The organism is Candidatus Peregrinibacteria bacterium, assembly GCA_030700255.1.
In the GTDB taxonomy this organism is placed as follows: Bacteria; Patescibacteriota; Gracilibacteria; order UBA1369; family JABINC01; genus JABINC01.
Map to the genome: position 1 here is coordinate 1 of JAUYJN010000027.1, position 17,757 is coordinate 17,757.

A 17,757-nucleotide genomic window follows, 5' to 3' on the forward strand; every position below is an offset into this window, starting at 1 on the left:
TAAATATTCGCGCAACCATAAGATTTATAAATCTCTTTTTTATAGATCTCGGGGATCAGAAGGATAAGTTCGTGAGTAATTTTATTTCGTTGATTGCCAAGGGAAATAAATTTTTTGTGAAGGTTTTTTGCTGCCAAAAGATCGTTTTTCGCCTTGACCCCTGCGGATTTCTGCAGGGTATTTTCCACGAGTCCGCTTGATTTCTGCAAGGTATTTTCTCCCACGAGTCCGTTTGATTTTTTATCGTACATATCTTTTATATTTAAGGATTATTAGAAGAAAATATTAACAAAAATCCGTCAAAATTGCCAGACAAAAATAGGCAAAAAACATGAGTAATAAGCCAAAAATCACCATTTCGAGTTGCGTGAGAATGAAAATGTTTTGTGGTACGCACGCACTCACCGATGCGGTTCGGGAAAGTAGGCGGAGTGGAGGTCAAGAAGTGCGAGGGGATAACGGAGGCCGTGGGTGGGAAATAGCGGGGGGGGGCAAATCAAAACAAAAAAACGAAACACCGGCGCAAAAAATGGTGAAGCTTTAAATCAAATTATCTTGCAATAGGTAATCAGATAAGTATAATGGGCGGGCTTAATTAATAGAAATATGGCAAAACATCCAGTCCCAAAACGGAAAACGTCCAAAACGCGTACCAAGAAGCGTTACGCATCTTTTAAGACGAGGAATATCACTCGTATGCTAAATGCTGTACAACTTACCGTATGTGAGAAGTGTGGAGAAAAAAGAAGAGCTCATCATTTATGTGAAGCATGTGGTGTATATAGAGGAAGGCAAGTATTGAAGGTTAAATCAGTAGATGATAAGATTACAAAGATTCAGGCCTAAGGCGCGAACGAAGTGAGCTTGGCTTGCGAATTAAAGTGCGAAGCAACCATCTTTTATAATATGGCAAAATCCATGAGACATCGCTGTCGTATTCTCGCAATGCAGGTCCTATATGCATTAGAATTCGGGAATAATGAGCCGGAAGATGCTTTTTCTTATGTCTTAAACGAATTCGGCGACGACATAGCAAATCCAACTTTTGCAAAGTGTTTATTTGAAGGTGTGCTAGATAAAATGGACGTTATTGATCAAATAATACAGGAGGCGGCTCCGGATTGGCCTCTTGATAAGATAGCCTTGATGGATCTTACGATATTGCGTATAGGTGTATTTGAACTGATGTTTGATGAGGAGGTGCCGGATTTGGTTGCTGTAAATGAAGCAATTGAGGTGGCAAAGGAGTTTGGTGGATACAATAATGCAAAATTTATCAATGGGGTACTTAGCAATGTTATGAATAACAAAGAAGGATTTAATCATAAATAATATGAAAGATTTCACAGCTCTTGAGCAAAACATAGAAATAATATTCAAAGATAAATCTATTTTGGACCATGCATTTGTGCACAGGTCATATTTAAATGAAAATGATGATAAAAAGAGTAATGAAAGATTGGAGTTCTTAGGAGATGCCGTACTTGAATTGGTGGTGACAGATTATTTATTTAGTACTTTCCCAACTCTAGACGAAGGGGTGCTTACCAGTTACCGTTCAGCGGTTGTGCGTGGCTCAAATCTAGCTCTAATTGCGCAAAACTTAGAACTTGGACAGTATCTTTACCTTAGTCGTGGTGAAGAAGGTTCCGGTGGTAGAGAGAAGCATTATATCTTGGCAAATACAGTAGAAGCGTTAGTTGGAGCTATTTATTTGGATCAAGGTTGGGACGTGAGTACAAAATTTATACACAAATGGATAATCACTACTCTGGATAATATAATTAGCGAAGGTTTATATCTGGATGCAAAGACTTATTTCCAAGAAAAAGCACAAGAAATATTATCAATCACTCCACATTACAAAGTTTTGAAAGAGGAAGGGCCGGATCATGATAAATCATTTACGGTTGGCGCATACCTTGGGGATCGCAAGTCCGGTGAAGGGGAGGGTACAAACAAGCAAGAAGCTGAGCAATCAGCAGCTATGGCAGCTATCAAAGCAAGAGGTTGGATAGGTTAACTCCATTTGCCAGCCATTTTTTTTAAACTGTTAATCGCGTCGATGGTTTCTTTTATTCCTCTATTCGCATGAAATCGGCTTATTTTGAGTGTGTGCATGAAATATTTCACTCCGATTGGAGTTGCCATTCCTGATGGCACATCCGCCGCCGCTTCGAAATAAACGATAATTCCAACCGGAAATGGATTAGCTCCCGACAAGGCAATGCCATGTCTATCAATGATTGAGAATCCGGCGTTTTTCACATATTTCATAGGTATAGCATATTGTTTGTATCGAAATCCTGATGCAAAAGTTATTTCCTTATCAGAAACCGTCATTAGTGTTGGTGGGTTCAACATGTAGAGCAATTGTTGAATCGTGATTGCAAGCCCACCTCCGAGCATAAACAAGTAAACTAAGCCAATAACTAGTAAATTTGAACTATATTCTCCATTGAATCCATCTTTAAAAATCCAAGTTAAGAGCATTATAAGCCCGACGGCTCCGACTCCGAATGACATATAAAAAATCAATGCAAGTCTAGACATTTTGACTACAAACTTATTTGAATCTTCCATTTTTGATTGATAAATATATTACATTATCTATATTAGCAAATTACAAGGAGTATGAAAAATAGTAAAAATATGATATAATCAGAGGATATATAATAGATATTATGCCTCAAAAAGAACTTAAAATATTGATCGCAAGAAATAGATTACTTTCATGGGAGCAAAAATATGTTTTGCTTGAGAAAGCTTCAAGCCTTGGAGGAGAGCAAATCACAAAACTTATCGCATATTTCAAGGGAAGCAATGAAAAGATGAAAGGCCTAATGATTTCAAAAATCAAAGAGTCCGATTTGCAGAAAAAAGCTTTAGAATCAGTTTTTCATAGAGCGAAAAAGATGGCTCTCAAAGTAAATGGAAACGTAGTAAGTGAAGATGAGTCAGAGGGTGCTGAAACATACTTAGAAGATGAGTTGGACAAAATGAAGCCAAAGGCAAAAACTAAAGAAAGCTTTTTTAGAAGGCTTTTAAATTTTTTTATTAATCTTATAAATAAGTGATAGAGCAAATGCCAACAAATAGAACACTTAGTGAAAATATACAAAACGTAGAGGATATAGTGCGTGAGAAATATGATGATTTAGAATTAAAACAATTCGAGGAGGTTGAAGCTATTTTTGATGAAGAAGCATATGATAGATTAAAACAAGTTGAGTCAGATTTGGGTGGGGTTGTAGATATGATTGTTCAAATACCTTTTGACAATCCATCTCAGAGACAAGCATTTATTGCACAAGTTGCAGAGGCTTTCGCTTTGCTTAGTTGGCAAACGGATGAAATTAGACAATTGAGCGACAATAATGATGAACAAGAGGATGTTTTAACAAAGGAGTTAATGACGAATATAGATGGTGTTCTTGGTATGGTTGGTTTTATGGCAGGTTCGGCAGAAGCCGTTAATCCGGAAGCACAGGACATACAAAGCGTTCTGATGCCTGGTAGAGATGATGAAAGAGAAAGGCCATTTGGGGATTTTTTAAAAGGATGTAAGGTTGGAGCTATACAGTTTGTAAATGATCCTAGCCTCCGTCCTCGGGCTATCAAAATACTTACGCCTTTGTATGGTAAAAATGTTGCAGCTCCAATGGTTAATGATGGGATGGCATTTATCACAAAGGGGTTAGATGGGAATATATATTTATCCGAAAAGGATTCTCTGACAAATGAATTTAGAATTATAAAAGGTCTACCTCCGGTGCCGGTGATAGATGGTATGAAAGTAACTGTAAGGCGATTAGCTCTTCCGGCAGAAGTAAGGACATATACAGCAGATTTCGCACCCTCTTCAAAAGAGGAACATGAGCTACGTATTGATCAAGTGGTTGATAATGCATTTACCAATACAGCAACGATAGCCTATACACAGAGGTCTATTGAAAAATACGCTAAATATCCAAATTTTAACTATATTGTAGGTCAGGAAATACCACTGGTTAGAGGTGCTGATAGACGTTTTTATTTTGCTGACACAGATGGGAATCCTAGGACTGATTTACCGAGGGCATTTATTTTTTCCGGAGATGAATTATCATATGAGAGACCTATAGATACTGTAGAGCAAACTGAAGGAGATGAGTTGATAAGTGGCATGGATGAGCAGCTAGACATAATGTTCAATGTCAAAGACAAGGCTGATCAAATAAGTCAAAAATATGGAATACAGATAAAGTATTCACATAAAGATACAGCTTTGTTAGAGGAATATTATATGGCTACAACTCCCGGTTTGAAACATATAGATGTTGAAACTAAGTCTCAGGCTGAGTTAATAGCAGATCTAGTTGTTATAGATAGTTTGTTAAGTGATTATGGTACGGAGTGGATCAAGGGTAGTCATCTGAAGGAGATTTTACTTACCGGTGCAATCATGATAACTGATAAGCATGATATGACGAGTAGGACTGCAGGGGTTGATATTGGTAAAGGTAGATTGGTTGTAAGTAATATATCAAGTTTGGATCATGAGATGTTCCATGTATCTGAATTGGCGACAGTTGGTGAAGGAGAGGTTGGCGGTTCAGATTGGTTGGTCGGTGCTGAACAAACGGAAGGTGGCGATCATGTACATGCAAGTATGGATATGGATTATGGGAAAACCCCTACGGAAGAAGATTTGGAACAATGGAGGAAAGCAGGAACAACAACCAGGTATGGATACATGAATGGTATCAAGGGTGGATATGATGAGGTGCAAGCTGAGATGTGGGATTTTATAAGGAATGATGCAATAGCATCTCAAACTTTCTCAAAAAAAGAAGGTGAAGGTTATGCTTATACACAGCTTCGTAAAAATGCTGTACGTATTTTACAATTTGCATACAAAAAATCAGAAGGTCATATGGATCGTGAGTATTGGAAAAATCATGGCCAAGATTTTGATGATGATTTATGGTCACAAGTTGAACCAAGCACGACAGACCAAAAAGAAGATACACCTATGGCGTAGTTGGTGGGGCTTAGTGGACTATGTTCGAACTTTATAATTCAGAAAACTATAGATGCTCAAACTTTAGTCTGCCACGCACCTTGACAAAATAACAATTTATACCTATAATCAGCTCTCAATTTTAACATTAATAATAATATTATGAGAAAATCTGCCTTAGCAATGCTTGTAGCTGGAGGGCTTGCGGCTACGTCGACAGCAACTGCAAAAGATAATTCCCCTGATACAAATGCCGATCATGCACTAAGGTTGATGAAGATTCATTTACATGTGAAGGCGATCTAGAATGTGATGTGGTAGTCGACAGTTCTGACGAAGGGCATAAACCTTCGGTTGCTTTAACCTGTAACAAAGGGAAGAATACTGTCAGTATTGGAGGGACTGCAAGCGGGCATGGCGTATTGGTTCTAACTACTATCTCAACTGATCAAACTGAATTCACAGGTTTTGATATTTCTCCAAATGGAACAGTTGAAACTGCTTCAAGTATTACTCAAGGATTGCCTTTTGATTCATCAAGGCCGAAAGAGAAACGCTTTGCAAAACAAATAGCTCAAAAATGGGCTAAAATCAGTGCGCGTGCACTTGAAATTCTCAAAAGATAAAGAGTTATGTTGTGTTTAGTCTTGGTGTTCTAAATAGCGCAAATAAAGCATTTGATATTTTTTGGTGGGCCCGGATGGACTTGAACCATCGACCAATCGGTTATGCATCTCACTATCACTTTCGTGACCTCTTTTGAGTTTGTAAGCTGGACTATCCCTTCTTCCTTCTTTTTTTTAAAAGTGAGGAAGTCTGCCGTCTAGTCTCTACACCTTCTCCTTTTCTAAAGGAGCTTGGCTCGGGATTGCCATTGTACTTTATGTACAGAAGGTTTCCCCGAATTTGACAGATATACATTTGAAAATCTCTTTTCAAACTGCCCATTGAAATTCGACCATATCTATATTATTCATTGGTTATGAAAGTTTACTCTAACTGCCATGCGGAAATTCATAACCAGGAACTAGATTTAGGTCGACTTCTTTAAGCCGACTGCTCTAACCACTGAGCTACGGGCCCACTTTTCAAAGAATTACATCTTTTAATAAGACGCGGAAGTGAGTTTAATTTGCCGGTGCAAAAAATGCAAGAGCTAGGGCAAGCAATATGATTCTATTGAACATCATAAGGTGAAGGGCCTGACATTTTCATAAAATCAATTTTCTTCAATTCTTCTTTCATTGCTTCGATCCCTATGTTTGGATCTGACAAAAGTATATTTGAGACTTCCGCACTCACAAATGGTGCTGCTTGAGATGTGCCGCTTAAATAACCATATCTTTTATTTGGTATAGTGCTCAGTATTCTTTCGCCTGGGGCGCTTAGGTCTACCCAATCCCCATAATTTGATTCTGATAGTCGAGCCCCTTCATTGTTAAAAGCTCCAACAGATATTACTTTTTCATATGCGGCAGGGTAATGTGGTTTTGGAGATGCATTGTTACCGGCGGCTGCTACTATAAAGGAACCTTTGCTGTATGCATATTCTGTAGCATCTTTTAGCGCTTGTGATTCTACAGTTGTACCAAAGCTGATATTTAATATTCTCATGTTATTGTCAGCAGCATATTTTATGGCCTTGATCGCATAACTCAATCGACTTTCAGATTTCTTATCAAATACTTTTAATATTGCGATCTCTCCAGGCGATGTAATAGTCGTGTATTTTGAAATGATTCCTATCATATGCGTCCCATGACCTATACCGTCATCCAGATTTTCACATTTTGTACGTGTGAAATCACAGCCATGTATATCGTCAATATATCCATTATGATCATCATCTGTTTTATTATCGGCTTTTTCATCTACGTTATTCCAAATGAGTTTAGCGAAATATGGGTGAGTAATGTCAGCTCCCGAATCAAGTACGGCAATAGTCGAGCGTCCAGCTATATTGGAAAAGTTCAATGTAGCGCGTAAACTGTGATTGGTTTTTCTTTTTTTTATCCACCATTTGTCTGAAATAGAAGCTTTTTCTAGCAAATCTTCTGAAGTATAGTACCTTGAAGCATTTTGAAATGCTGACTGTAATAATTTTGACATAAGATTTGTTTCAAATATTTCCGGCATTGAATCAGAATATACATCGAGTTTTATATCAGCTTCTGCGAAATTTATTTCCGGTATGGTATTTGAGTATTCACTTGCGATATCTGCTAATTTATCTTCAGGGATTTGTTTGGTTGGAGTCATCAAAATAAGTTGTCCGCTTTCACTTTGGTTGTTGAAATTTACAATTATACCTCTGTTTTTTGACCCACCTTCCATTTCAAGGACATCATTCCTGAGTAGAGAAGCGAGCGTGTTTGATTTTTTTGGACTAAGTAAATCTTCACCAAGTTTAAAGCCATATTTGCCATTTAGCTCTTTCATCTTTTCTACAGATGAAGTGGAAAGTATTGGGCTGTATAGGTTATTTACATATGATATGATAAAACCTCCCACAATAGAGATTGTAAGCACAATCATTGTTGGAAACATCTTGCTTTTTGGTTTGTATGTCTTCATTAAGTTTATCTGTAGCAGTATAAAAACGAACTAATCTAGAAAATTATACCATAAATAAGAGGAAAATGGAATACATTGAGTGAGAAGTGAATTAAACTATGGGAGATAAATCTTGCAAAGGTACAACTGGAAATGTATGATTAGAGACAATTCCTCTTACCTACTTCTTATGAATGAAAAGACACTTTTCACGACCCTAAATAAGGAGCTCAAGAGCTATTTGCGACCATTTGACGGTAAGTTGTTAAAAAAGGCTTATGAGTTCGCTGCAATGGCGCACATAGATCAAAAAAGGAAGTCAGGGGAACCATATATCGTGCACCCGGTTAGTGCTGCGATTATTTTGGCAAAAATGCGTGTTGATATGCCAACGATTATAACTTGTTTATTGCATGACGTACCTGAAGATACTAAGTATACATTGGATGATATCGGAGAGAATTTTGGTCCACAGGTCAAAGAGCTTGTCGCCGGTATTACAAAATTATCCGCCGTGTATTACAAAAATAATATGCAAGACAGGCAGATAGATACGCTTCGAAGGATGTTTTTGGTTATGGCGAAAGATATTCGCGTAGCATTGGTTAAGCTTGCAGACAGGTTGCATAATATGCGTACGTTGCAATATGTTAAGTCTGAGAAATCTTTGCGTATTGCAAAAGAGACAATGGAGATTTATTCACCATTGGCAAATTTACTTGGAGTTTGGGAGATTCGTCAGGAAATGGATGATTTATGTTTTAAATATGTGTACGCGGAGGAGTATGAAAATATAGCGAGGGTTGTAAACCAAAATAGAAGTAAGCACAAAACTTACTTAATGAAGGTGAAAAATAGTGCTGAACGTTTGCTTGCCGGTGCAAAAATAAAGGTAAAAGTAGAGGCTCGGTGGAAACATTTTTTTTCTATATACAAGAAAATGTTGAGGACTCAGAAAACGACGCCTGAGCTTTATGACATTCCGGCTATAAGACTTATTGTGAATAGCGTCGGTGAATGTTATGAAACTCTTGGAGTTATTCACAGTAAGTGGAAACCGAAACCAAATCAATTTAGGGATTACATTGCGGTGAGCAAGCCAAATGGTTATCAGGGGCTACATACTACGGTTTTTGGGCCGGATGGATATTTGGTTGAGTTTCAGATTCGGACAAAACAAATGGATCTTGAAGCGAAATATGGGATCGCTTCAAAATTTATTTGTGAGAGTGGTGCTACTGCAAATATAAATGCATTCTTGGGGCAAACTCCATGGATTAAAAAAGTACTTAAACTGCAAAATAAAGGTAATGTAGAATTCCTGGAAGATTTAAAAATGAATGTTTTGAGTGATAGAATTTTCGTTTTTAGTTCGGATGGTGATGTTTTTGATATGCCAAAGGGGGCATCTCCATTGGATTATGCATATACAGTTTCATCATCTCTGGGAGATAAGTACTCATTTGCGTATGTGAACAAGGAAAGAAAGCCTATTAGTTATGAGTTACAGACAGGTGATATAGTTGAGGTAGTGACCAATAAAAAAGCGAAGCCACAAAGAGAATGGTTGTATTTTGTTATTACGGATGAGGCGAAAGAGGCGATTAGGAAGACTTTTAAAAAGCTTTCGAAAGAAGAGAGGCTTGAGGTTGGGGAGGCTATTTTGGATAATGTTTTTTCTATTTTGAATAAAGGCAATTTTAGAAATAGGAGCCAAGGTGAAAAGTTGAAAATCTCATATTTTTTTGGATATAATACTGTAGATAGCTTTTTGAAAGACATCGCATCCGGTGAAAAATCGGAAAATGATTTAACCAATGCGTTACTTAAAAACAACAGCGTATTTGCCGCTAAGGATAGGTTCTTTTTACATCGCCTACTTACATTTATATTCAGTAGTGATCGACATACAACTATTAGATTGCGCTTGAAATTGGTATTGGAAGATAGGGTGGGATTGCTTTCAGATATATTTGATGTGCTGGCATGTCATAGGATAAATATAAATAAATTAGTTGCCCGTGAGAAACATTTCAGCAAAGGGGCGGCTATAGATTATATAGACCTTGAAGTTGCAGATTTGAGTCAATTACATAGAGCTATGCGTTCGCTTGAAAGTATCGATGGAGTTGTTATGGTCGAAACAAATAGAGCATTCCAATACGTAATGTTTTATACGACTATAGTTATATGCCTCATGGCATGGGGCCTTCATCCATTTGTTATTTCACATTTGGCAAATAAAGACACTAACCGTGAATTTGATATAACTATATTTTGGATAACAACGTTATTACTTCTTAGCTTTTTATTCTATATTAGAAAATTCGCACAACCATACGCACCAAAAGCAGTTGGCCGTAAAAAGTTCGCTATTTTTTTTAATTTCACAACACTTCTCATATTTGGGACGTTGATAGGTGAAGTGCTATCCTTACATTTATTGAGCCTTTTTGTCTTCGCTTTACTTATGCTCGCGTCTTTGATTGTAGGATTTATATGGTCTTCAAAATAAGTATGATTTTACTAGAACATACTTAATGTTTGAGTGACTTTTGGTATACTTTTAAGATTTATATCTTTTAGAGTTGTTACTCCATCTTTCTCTAACTTTTCAAAGATTTTGAGGAGTATTTTTGCAGTGGCCATACTGTCGTCGAGAGCCCTGTGCGCATTTGGGAGCTCTATGCCGAGGCTATCGCAAAGAGAGCCTAAGTTGTACCTTCTGAAGCCCGGGAAGACCTTGCGTGCCAATTTAAGCGTACATAGAGACTGATGTGGCATAGGGGAGCAATCAATCCTTATGAATTCTTGATTAATAAAAGCTTTATCAAATTCAACATTATGAGCGGTGAATATAGCGTCTTCATCCATGAATTCAGCGAATTTATCTATAATATCAGAAAACAGAGGTGCGTCCGCAACCATGCTATCAGTGATATGATGAATCTGGATAACATTGTGAGGGATAAATCTTTCCGGATTTAATAAAGTATGAAATGTATCGATTATTTCGCCATTTCTGACTTTTACTGCGCCTATCTCCACAATCTTATCATGAGCCCCTGTTGCACCTGTTGTTTCCGTGTCGACAACAATAAATGTAGTATCTTTTATCATAAAAGAAAAATTTTGTGTCGATTTTAACAAATTGACTATGAAAGAACAATCCTATTAAATATTCGCATGAATAATAAGTTTACAGAATATTTTAAGGACCTTCTTGATCCGGAGGATTATAATAAGTTTATTTCTCAAATCAATGAAGGGAAGGTCAGAACTGCACTTAGGGTAAATACACTATTGGCAAAAGCAGGGATAAAAGACATAGGATCTGATTTTGAAAAACTTCAAAATATTCCATGGTCACCAAATGGGTATTTTTATGAATCAGTTATAAGTATAGGTAATACTGAGTGTTTTAAGTCAGGGAAGGTGTATTCACAGGAAGCAAGCTCGCAAATAGCCGTAGAGCTTCTAGATCCAAAGGCCGGTGATTATGTTTTGGATTTATGTGCATCACCCGGCTCAAAAACAACGCAAATAGCCGCATTGGTAGATAACGAAGCTCTTATAATCGCCAATGAAATATCACCGGATAGATATGTTAAATTGCGTAATAATTTAAAAGATTTTGGGGTGGTGTCTCATGCAATTACAGCTTTAGATTCTACTTTTTTCGCTAAAAATTATATAAATACATTTGATAAAATTCTTGTAGACGCTCCATGTAGTGGCGAAGGTATGTATTTCAAATTCCCAGCTGTATTGAAACATTGGAATATAAAGACGATAAAATTTAATGCCAAAAGGCAGAGGAAAATAATAGAAGATGCATTCGTCGCACTCAAGCCTGGTGGGAAACTTGTTTATTCGACATGTACGTTAAATTTGGAGGAGAATGAAAAAGTGATTGCACATATTTTAAAGAAATTTTTTGGAAATGCGCAGATAGTGAATATAGATATGAAAAAACATGGGTTGTATGTCAAAGGTGGGGGTCGTAAAACTAAGGAGCCTATGCTTAAAATATGGCCTCATGAATTCAAGACCGGTGGTTTTTTCGCATGTATTTTGACAAAAAAGACTTCTACGGAAAGTGGGGACAGTAAGAGGGTTTCACACTTAACGGCTAGGCAAAAACGTCAGACGGCTCATGTCGTAGAAAAAAAGAATGTTAGAGAGGGTTGGAAGCTTTGTATGAAAAAAGAAGAGATGAGTATAGTCAAAGCCTTGTTGAAACAAGCAGGGCTTGCCTCTGTTGATTTCCCAAAGATGTTTGCAATTGTAAAACATGATGGAGAGTATTATTTGCAAACTCATTCGTTTTATAAGCGCTTTGCTGACTTACCGGTTCGGTCCGTTGGTGCAAAGGTATTGGACAAAAACAATAAAGCCACACCGGAAGCTCTGGTATGGCTTAAAACTTTATAAATTAAACAAAATCTATACTTTGACTGCATCTACCGCTTTTGCAAGCGCGGATTTTTGTCTGTTTGCTGTATTTTTGTGCAGGATATTTTTCTTCACAGCAGTGTCTATAACTTTGTAAGCTTGTGAAAGAGCTGTAAGCGCTTCAGCTTTTTTTCCTTCTTTAACAAGATCAGTAAGGTCACGAACAACTTCATGTACACGACTTCTTACACGAAAATTTCTTTGTCTGTGCTTTGCATTTTGTAGCACTCGTTTTTTTGCACTTTTGATAATCGGCATTGCTATAATTTCTTTTAAGAATTATTTTTGTACTAGCTTTCAAAAAAAAGCCTTTGAAATATAGTCAGATGGCACAAATAAGTCAAGTAATATGTTAATACTCGCATCAAAAAGTCCGCGTCGAAGTATGCTTCTCAGAGAAATCAATGTAGATTTTGAGGTTATTGAGAGTAATTATGAGGAAAAGCATGATATTTCGAGTGATCCTGCTCGGTTGGCGACGCTTCATGCTCAGAGCAAAGCGGAGGAGGTTTTTGGGCGCGTAAAAGGCGGGGCTGACGATGTAATACTTGGAGTTGATACTTTGGTTACTTTAAATGGTGAGATTTTTGGCAAGCCAAAAAATGCAAGCGATGCATTTGAAATGATAAAGAAATTATCCGGCCATACTCATCAGGTATTGAGTGCAATGTGCTTGATTCGTACTCGAGATGAAAAAAAAATTACTCATATTGAAATAACTGAAGTTACTTTTCATAAACTTTCAGATGAACAAATTGAAGAATATATTCAAACTAATGAATGGGAAGATAAGGCTGGTGCATACGCAATTCAAGGGCAGGCGAGTGGGTTTGTAAGTGCGATAGAGGGGAGCTTCTCAAATGTAGTTGGGTTACCGAAGGAAGTTTTTTTAGATTTATACGATAAGTTGATTTGAACAAAGAGAAAACTGTGCTAGGATGTCAATTAGCAATTTCTAACATCATTATATGGGTAAAAAGGCAGGTAAGATTTCACTTTTTTTGGGGTTAACGCTCGGGACATTGGCAGGGGTTTTGTTTGCGCCGACAAAAGGTAAGGAATTAAGGAAAAGTATAAAAAAAGAACTGGATAAGGGTGGTACCGGACTTTCAGCCGTCAGAAAAGGTCTCAAAGGTATGGCTGGAGATATTGTTGATACTGCAGATGAGATTACGGATTCAAGTGAGCAATTGGTAAAAGTTAAGAGGCAAGTGAAAAAGAGTGTATCAAAGGCGAAGGCTGGGGCGAAAAAAGCAAAGACAGCTGTTAAAAAAACGCATGCCGCAGCAAAGGCAAAGGTAAAAGCTGTTAAGAAAACGGTAAAAAAAGCTACAGCTAAAAAAGCACCAAAGAAGAAATAATAATGAAAAAGACTATCGGGATTATTGGTGGTAACGGAAAAATGGGACATCGTTTTGCGGCCTTTTTCGAAGAATACGGATTCAATGTTCTTGTCTCAGATAAGGGTACGAAATTAACGAATAAAAAAATAGTACAAGAATCCGATATTGTATTTGTGTCAGTATCTATATCTCATATTGAGAAAGTGCTAAATGGAGTTGTCCCACTATTGAAAAAAGGTCAAACTCTTATTGAGATCAACTCAATCAAAGATAATATTATACCTATTTTGAAGAGGGCTAAGTGTGAAGTTTTGTCTTTGCATCCTATGTGCAATGAAACTCAATTAACGGCGGGTGCCAGGATCTTATTTATGCCTGTAAAAGGAAAATCTGCCGCAAAGACTTTTAAAAAAATCTTTGAAGATGCCGGGTTTAATCTACAAGAAATAAAGATAGAGAAGCATGACAAATTGATGGCTATGGTACAAGGCCTGCCGCATTTCGCGGAAATATCTTTTGCTCATACGATGAAGGATTTGGGATTTAAGACAAAAGAGCTTATGAAATATGCCTCTCCAGCGACTGATTTAAAATTAAAAATGGTAGGTAGAATTTTGGCGCAGAGCCCTGAGCTTTATGGCTCGATGCAAATTCAGAATCCACGTAATAAAAAAATCATAAAAGCACATCTCGATTCTATAAATCAGCTATACGAAATAATAGAGCAGGGCGATTTAAAAGCATTTGAAAAATATTTTATGTCAGCTGCTCAGTTCCTTGGTAAGTACAAAGATGAGGCTCTCGCTGAGACTGATCACGTGATCTCAACTCTCAGGCAGGAAGATCTTTTTGATGAAGCAATCCTGCCTTTATTAAAAACTCCATCAACCAAACATAAAAATACACCAAATAAGAATATCGCACTACTTGGACCGGTTATGACATATACAGATACTGCAGCGGATTTGTTTTTAAAAAAGAGTGAAACTAAAAAATCGAGTTTTACAAAACAGATAACAAATAAGATTTTTAAATCAACTATAGAGGACGTCATCACAGAGGTTTCAAATGGTAAATCAAAGTTTGGTATGGTTCCTGTCGAAAATCGTCTACATGGAACTGTACGTGAGACTTTGGATGGCCTTTTTACACACGATATACAAATAATAGATATGGTTTCGCTTCCTATCAATCATTGCTTGGCCATTTTGCCTGGAGTAAATATCAAAGACGTCAAAATAGTGATGTCACATACGCAAGCTCTCAGCCAGTGTAAATCATATCTTCAAAAACATCTCAAAGGAGTAGACTTAATTGCCGTATCTAGCAGTGCAAAAGCTTTTGAAAATGTAAAATCTAAAAATTTCAGGCATATAGCCGTTATAGGTCCGGCTCCCTCTGCAAAGCATTATGGATTTAAAATCATAAAAGAAAACATAGCTGATGATGCAGATAACATTACAAAATTCGCTGTTATCACGAAATATGTCAAACCATCATCTACAAACTACAAAAACCCATTCTTAAAAAATCCAAAAAACTCTTCAATAGCCTTTTACTTTTCTTCAGACAAAGCAGGTAGTCTCTTTACGGTCTTTGAGACGTTTGCAAAAAACAAAGTAAACATGACAAGAGTAGAGTCCCGCCCATACAAAAAAGACTTTGGAAACTATCTCTTCTTCATAGACTTCGAAGGAAGTCCTTCGGAGAAAAAAGTAAAAGATACTCTAAGTGAAATAAATTCACTTACAGCCGGCCTTAAATTCCTCGGCACATACTAAAAAACGAATAACAAAAAAGGGACGCGTATTCACGCGTCCCTTTTGATATTGTCAAGTTTAATTATGGTCTAGTCGCCATATATACAAATGTAGTACCTCCAGTATTTACTGGGAATACTCCAGAACTAGCATCAAGATATTGGCAATCAGGAAACATATATCCGCTATTTATGTAGAATGGATTTAGTACACCATTAGGTAAAAAGTAATTAACTGCATCGTATGCAGCCCATGCTTCTTGGCCAACAGGAACCTCTGGTGTTACACGGCATCTTGTGATCTCGACATCACTACCCACAGGTACTTCTACAGTTGTTACTACATTATTAGTCCCAGAGCTATCTGCTTCATGACTTATGGCTGGTACACCAGCGAACTCACCCGCTGCAAGAGAGCCAGATACAAGTGGTATTGTTTGTAAATATTCTGCTTCAGATGATGGGAATGAAGGGCCAGCTAAATTGTCAAGTGCTGCCGTGTAAGCGAGAGACACTACAACACCTTGGCCACTACCATCGTCAGTTACGTTTAGTTCAAATACTCTTTGTTCAGATAGGCTACTCGTACCAGTCTCATCACCTATAAATCCTAATGTAGGATTGGCACCATCCAAATTTAATCCAACTTGTGTAGCAAGTGGCCCATCTGTATAGACTGTAACTGTACCAGCAGAATCATCATCGTCGTCACCGACAGAATCGTCGTCGTCACCGACAGTATCATCGTCATCACCGACAGTATCGTCGTCGTCACCGACAGCAGAATCATCGTCACCGACAGAATCGTCGTCGTCACCGACAGCAGAATCATCATCGTCGTCACCGACAGAATCGTCGTCGTCACCGACAGAATCGTCGTCGTCACCGACAGTATCATCGTCATCACCGACAGTATCGTCGTCGTCACCGACAGCAGAATCATCGTCACCTGCAGAATCATCATCGTCGTCACCAACAGCAGAATCATCATCATCTGCAGAGTCGTCGTCATCATCAGGAAGCACTACACCAGTATCATCATCATCTGGTTGGGTTGTGTTACATCCTGTAACACCTAGAGATAAAGAGGCTATGATCATTGCTCGGAACATAGCGGTGAAAGCTGGGCTTGTTGGGGCTTTAGAAGCTGCTGCTGGAGCCGCTACTGCATTTAGTTTATCTAACTTCATAGTAATAAAATTAAGGTTTATATTTAAATTGAAGATGCAAGAGTAAACTATTCTTCACTAAATGTCAACATCTTTTAGAAATAACTTTAAACTATCCTAGTTGCGTAAATTTTTCATATATTCAGTTTTCTTCTCTATAACCTTATTTGTACCTATATCATCTCTATAGAAAACAGGGCCTTTGACTGCCCTGAGTGCGCTAGCCGCTATCTTCTCGGCTTCTGTTATTGTATCGGCTATACCGACAAATGCGATAGCTCGTGAGCCGCTTAGGTAGAGCCCATCAGATTTTTTATCAACTGATCCAAAGTACATTTTTACACCATTTGGAATTTCACCGACCTCAATCTTTTCACCTTTTTTTGGGTTATCCGGGTATCCTTCAGGGACGACGTATTTGCAGACTGTGGCTTTTTTTTCGAATTCGACATTTAGGTCATCGAGATTACCTTCTATGATCGCTTCGCATACATCGATGAAATCTGTCTTGAGAATAGGGAGCAAATTCATAGCCTCGGGATCTCCAAAGCGAGCATTGTATTCTATTAGTTTAACTCCGTTTCTTGTTGCGATAAAACCACCATACATAATACCTTTGAATTCCGTGCCTGTTTCATCGCGCAGGGCATCAAGTACAGCTTCACTCATAATATGAGCTTCTTCTATATCAGAAGTTTTTAAGAAAGGTAGGCTGTGATCGGCATCGGAGTATGTACCCATACCACCTGTGTTTGGGCCGAGGTCTCCGTCATATGCACGCTTGTGGTCTTGTACTGCTGGCATGTGAGCGAGTGTCATACCATCGGCAAAACTTATCAATGAAAATTCTTGGCCGATAAGTTTCTCCTCTACGACTACGCAAGGCGCATCGCTTGCCTTGCGAGATGAGGAGGCGGAGCCATCCATTGATTCATTAAGGCATTCCATTGCATATAGATATCCTTCCTCTATTCCTTCCAAGTGGTCTCCGGAAACCTTTACACCTTTGCCACCTTTGAGTCCGTCGTATTTTACGACAAAGTTACCATCGAGTTCTTGCATGAATTCTCGAATGCCGTCAGGAGAAGTAAATACTTTAAAAAGTGGATTGCCAGGGATATCATGTTTGCGAAGTAGGTCACGAGTGAATGATTTTGAAGATTCGATCTGTGCGACGATCAAAAGTGGGGCGACGCTTCGGAATCCTTCTTCGAGTAAGCTGTCTGCGAGCCCTGAACCTATCGGGTCATCCGGTCCAATAAAAACGAAATCAGGATTAACATGTAAGGCATAATCTATGACCTCATCATGATCCATGTAATCGGCAACTTTGTAGTCTTCAGAAAGCTCTGCAATACCGGGATTGAGAGATTTGCCCATAGCATATAATTCGACTTGGTGAGCACTGCGTTTAAAAGTCTCCGCGATAACATGTTCGCGTGCACCATTTCCAATTAACAGAATCTTCTTTATCAT

General features: G+C 38.0%; 19 protein-coding genes. 12 read left to right on the forward strand and 7 right to left on the reverse strand.

Going from position 1 to position 17,757, the window contains the following annotated elements; genetic code table 11:
- Nucleotides 1–251 (reverse strand): hypothetical protein (locus tag Q8P68_03145; protein MDP4008165.1); only part of this gene is annotated, 251 nt, incomplete at its 3' end.
- Nucleotides 252–606: 355 nt separating this feature from the next.
- Here Q8P68_03145 and rpmF point away from each other — a divergent pair.
- Genes rpmF through rnc form a run of 3 tightly spaced genes read left to right on the forward strand, consistent with a single transcriptional unit; the run spans nt 607 to nt 2,023 of the window.
- Nucleotides 607–846, forward strand: coding sequence for a 50S ribosomal protein L32 (rpmF, locus tag Q8P68_03150; protein ID MDP4008166.1), 240 nt, complete (start codon nt 607–609; stop codon nt 844–846).
- Nucleotides 847–906: 60 nt separating this feature from the next.
- Nucleotides 907–1,332, forward strand: a complete 426-nt coding sequence (gene nusB / locus Q8P68_03155) for a transcription antitermination factor NusB (protein MDP4008167.1) — start codon at nt 907–909, stop codon at nt 1,330–1,332.
- A 1-nt stretch (nt 1,333) separates the two neighbouring features.
- Complete coding sequence (rnc, locus tag Q8P68_03160; GenBank protein MDP4008168.1) at nt 1,334–2,023, forward strand: ribonuclease III; 690 nt, start codon at nt 1,334–1,336, stop codon at nt 2,021–2,023.
- Here rnc and Q8P68_03165 read toward each other — a convergent pair.
- Complete coding sequence (locus Q8P68_03165) at nt 2,020–2,583, reverse strand: hypothetical protein (protein MDP4008169.1); 564 nt, start codon at nt 2,581–2,583, stop codon at nt 2,020–2,022. The two genes, rnc and Q8P68_03165, sit on opposite strands and share 4 nt — an antisense overlap.
- A gap of 101 nt (nt 2,584–2,684) precedes the next feature.
- On the opposite strand from Q8P68_03165, the gene Q8P68_03170 reads away from it, so the two are divergent.
- From Q8P68_03170 to Q8P68_03185, 4 genes are all read left to right on the forward strand, one after another.
- Entirely contained in the window at nt 2,685–3,077 is a 393-nt protein-coding gene (locus tag Q8P68_03170; protein MDP4008170.1) for a hypothetical protein, read from the forward strand.
- Nucleotides 3,078–3,085: 8 nt separating this feature from the next.
- Nucleotides 3,086–5,023, forward strand: coding sequence for a hypothetical protein (locus tag Q8P68_03175; GenBank protein MDP4008171.1), 1,938 nt, complete (start codon nt 3,086–3,088; stop codon nt 5,021–5,023).
- 141 nt (nt 5,024–5,164) lie between these two features.
- A complete protein-coding gene (locus Q8P68_03180) occupies nt 5,165–5,308 on the forward strand; it encodes a hypothetical protein (GenBank protein ID MDP4008172.1) in 144 nt (47 codons plus the stop codon).
- A gap of 8 nt (nt 5,309–5,316) precedes the next feature.
- Nucleotides 5,317–5,628 (forward strand): hypothetical protein, encoded by a 312-nt coding sequence (locus Q8P68_03185; GenBank protein ID MDP4008173.1) that lies wholly within the window; start codon nt 5,317–5,319, stop codon nt 5,626–5,628.
- A 550-nt stretch (nt 5,629–6,178) separates the two neighbouring features.
- Here the strand turns inward: Q8P68_03185 and Q8P68_03190 are convergent.
- On the reverse strand, nt 6,179–7,576 hold the full coding sequence (locus tag Q8P68_03190; protein MDP4008174.1) for a S8 family serine peptidase: 1,398 nt from the start codon (nt 7,574–7,576) through the stop codon (nt 6,179–6,181).
- 169 nt (nt 7,577–7,745) lie between these two features.
- Between Q8P68_03190 and Q8P68_03195 the strand changes: the two genes are divergently transcribed.
- A complete protein-coding gene (locus tag Q8P68_03195; GenBank protein ID MDP4008175.1) occupies nt 7,746–10,070 on the forward strand; it encodes a RelA/SpoT family protein in 2,325 nt (774 codons plus the stop codon).
- Between the two features lie 11 nt (nt 10,071–10,081).
- Here the strand turns inward: Q8P68_03195 and Q8P68_03200 are convergent, their stop codons facing one another.
- Nucleotides 10,082–10,675 carry a 3'-5' exonuclease gene (locus Q8P68_03200; GenBank protein MDP4008176.1) on the reverse strand — a complete coding sequence of 198 codons (594 nt, stop codon included), beginning with the start codon at nt 10,673–10,675 and terminating at the stop codon, nt 10,082–10,084.
- Between the two features lie 66 nt (nt 10,676–10,741).
- On the opposite strand from Q8P68_03200, the gene Q8P68_03205 reads away from it, so the two are divergent.
- Nucleotides 10,742–11,989: an RsmB/NOP family class I SAM-dependent RNA methyltransferase gene (locus tag Q8P68_03205; GenBank protein ID MDP4008177.1), complete on the forward strand. Its 1,248-nt coding sequence runs from the start codon at nt 10,742–10,744 to the stop codon at nt 11,987–11,989.
- A gap of 12 nt (nt 11,990–12,001) precedes the next feature.
- Here the strand turns inward: Q8P68_03205 and rpsT are convergent, their stop codons facing one another.
- On the reverse strand, nt 12,002–12,268 hold the full coding sequence (gene rpsT, locus Q8P68_03210; protein ID MDP4008178.1) for a 30S ribosomal protein S20: 267 nt from the start codon (nt 12,266–12,268) through the stop codon (nt 12,002–12,004).
- A gap of 91 nt (nt 12,269–12,359) precedes the next feature.
- On the opposite strand from rpsT, the gene Q8P68_03215 reads away from it, so the two are divergent.
- From Q8P68_03215 to pheA, 3 genes are read left to right on the forward strand one after another with little or no spacing between them, the layout of a single operon-like run.
- Entirely contained in the window at nt 12,360–12,926 is a 567-nt protein-coding gene (locus Q8P68_03215) for a Maf family protein (protein MDP4008179.1), read from the forward strand.
- Between the two features lie 52 nt (nt 12,927–12,978).
- Nucleotides 12,979–13,371: a YtxH domain-containing protein gene (locus Q8P68_03220; GenBank protein MDP4008180.1), complete on the forward strand. Its 393-nt coding sequence runs from the start codon at nt 12,979–12,981 to the stop codon at nt 13,369–13,371.
- A gap of 2 nt (nt 13,372–13,373) precedes the next feature.
- Nucleotides 13,374–15,134 (forward strand): prephenate dehydratase, encoded by a 1,761-nt coding sequence (gene pheA, locus Q8P68_03225; GenBank protein MDP4008181.1) that lies wholly within the window; start codon nt 13,374–13,376, stop codon nt 15,132–15,134.
- A gap of 61 nt (nt 15,135–15,195) precedes the next feature.
- Here pheA and Q8P68_03230 read toward each other — a convergent pair whose 3' ends face one another.
- Nucleotides 15,196–16,302 (reverse strand): hypothetical protein, encoded by a 1,107-nt coding sequence (locus Q8P68_03230; GenBank protein MDP4008182.1) that lies wholly within the window; start codon nt 16,300–16,302, stop codon nt 15,196–15,198.
- A 96-nt stretch (nt 16,303–16,398) separates the two neighbouring features.
- A complete protein-coding gene (gene purD / locus Q8P68_03235) occupies nt 16,399–17,757 on the reverse strand; it encodes a phosphoribosylamine--glycine ligase (protein MDP4008183.1) in 1,359 nt (452 codons plus the stop codon).

Excerpts from the sequence above, each read along its gene's own strand:
- rpmF (MDP4008166.1), top strand. The coding sequence starts at position 607 with ATGGCAAAACATCCAGTCCCAAAACGGAAAACGTCCAAAACGCGTACC.
- Q8P68_03165 (MDP4008169.1), bottom strand. The coding sequence starts at position 2,583 with ATGGAAGATTCAAATAAGTTTGTAGTCAAAATGTCTAGACTTGCATTG.
- Q8P68_03230 (MDP4008182.1), bottom strand. The coding sequence starts at position 16,302 with ATGAAGTTAGATAAACTAAATGCAGTAGCGGCTCCAGCAGCAGCTTCT.
- Q8P68_03175 (MDP4008171.1), top strand. The coding sequence starts at position 3,086 with ATGCCAACAAATAGAACACTTAGTGAAAATATACAAAACGTAGAGGAT.
- rpsT (MDP4008178.1), bottom strand. The coding sequence starts at position 12,268 with ATGCCGATTATCAAAAGTGCAAAAAAACGAGTGCTACAAAATGCAAAG.
- Q8P68_03215 (MDP4008179.1), top strand. The coding sequence starts at position 12,360 with ATGTTAATACTCGCATCAAAAAGTCCGCGTCGAAGTATGCTTCTCAGA.
- rnc (MDP4008168.1), top strand. The coding sequence starts at position 1,334 with ATGAAAGATTTCACAGCTCTTGAGCAAAACATAGAAATAATATTCAAA.
- Q8P68_03220 (MDP4008180.1), top strand. The coding sequence starts at position 12,979 with ATGGGTAAAAAGGCAGGTAAGATTTCACTTTTTTTGGGGTTAACGCTC.
- Q8P68_03195 (MDP4008175.1), top strand. The coding sequence starts at position 7,746 with ATGAATGAAAAGACACTTTTCACGACCCTAAATAAGGAGCTCAAGAGC.
- Q8P68_03190 (MDP4008174.1), bottom strand. The coding sequence starts at position 7,576 with ATGAAGACATACAAACCAAAAAGCAAGATGTTTCCAACAATGATTGTG.
- Q8P68_03200 (MDP4008176.1), bottom strand. The coding sequence starts at position 10,675 with ATGATAAAAGATACTACATTTATTGTTGTCGACACGGAAACAACAGGT.
- Q8P68_03205 (MDP4008177.1), top strand. The coding sequence starts at position 10,742 with ATGAATAATAAGTTTACAGAATATTTTAAGGACCTTCTTGATCCGGAG.
- purD (MDP4008183.1), bottom strand. The coding sequence starts at position 17,757 with ATGATAAAGAAGATTCTGTTAATTGGAAATGGTGCACGCGAACATGTT.
- Q8P68_03180 (MDP4008172.1), top strand. The coding sequence starts at position 5,165 with ATGAGAAAATCTGCCTTAGCAATGCTTGTAGCTGGAGGGCTTGCGGCT.
- nusB (MDP4008167.1), top strand. The coding sequence starts at position 907 with ATGGCAAAATCCATGAGACATCGCTGTCGTATTCTCGCAATGCAGGTC.
- pheA (MDP4008181.1), top strand. The coding sequence starts at position 13,374 with ATGAAAAAGACTATCGGGATTATTGGTGGTAACGGAAAAATGGGACAT.
- Q8P68_03170 (MDP4008170.1), top strand. The coding sequence starts at position 2,685 with ATGCCTCAAAAAGAACTTAAAATATTGATCGCAAGAAATAGATTACTT.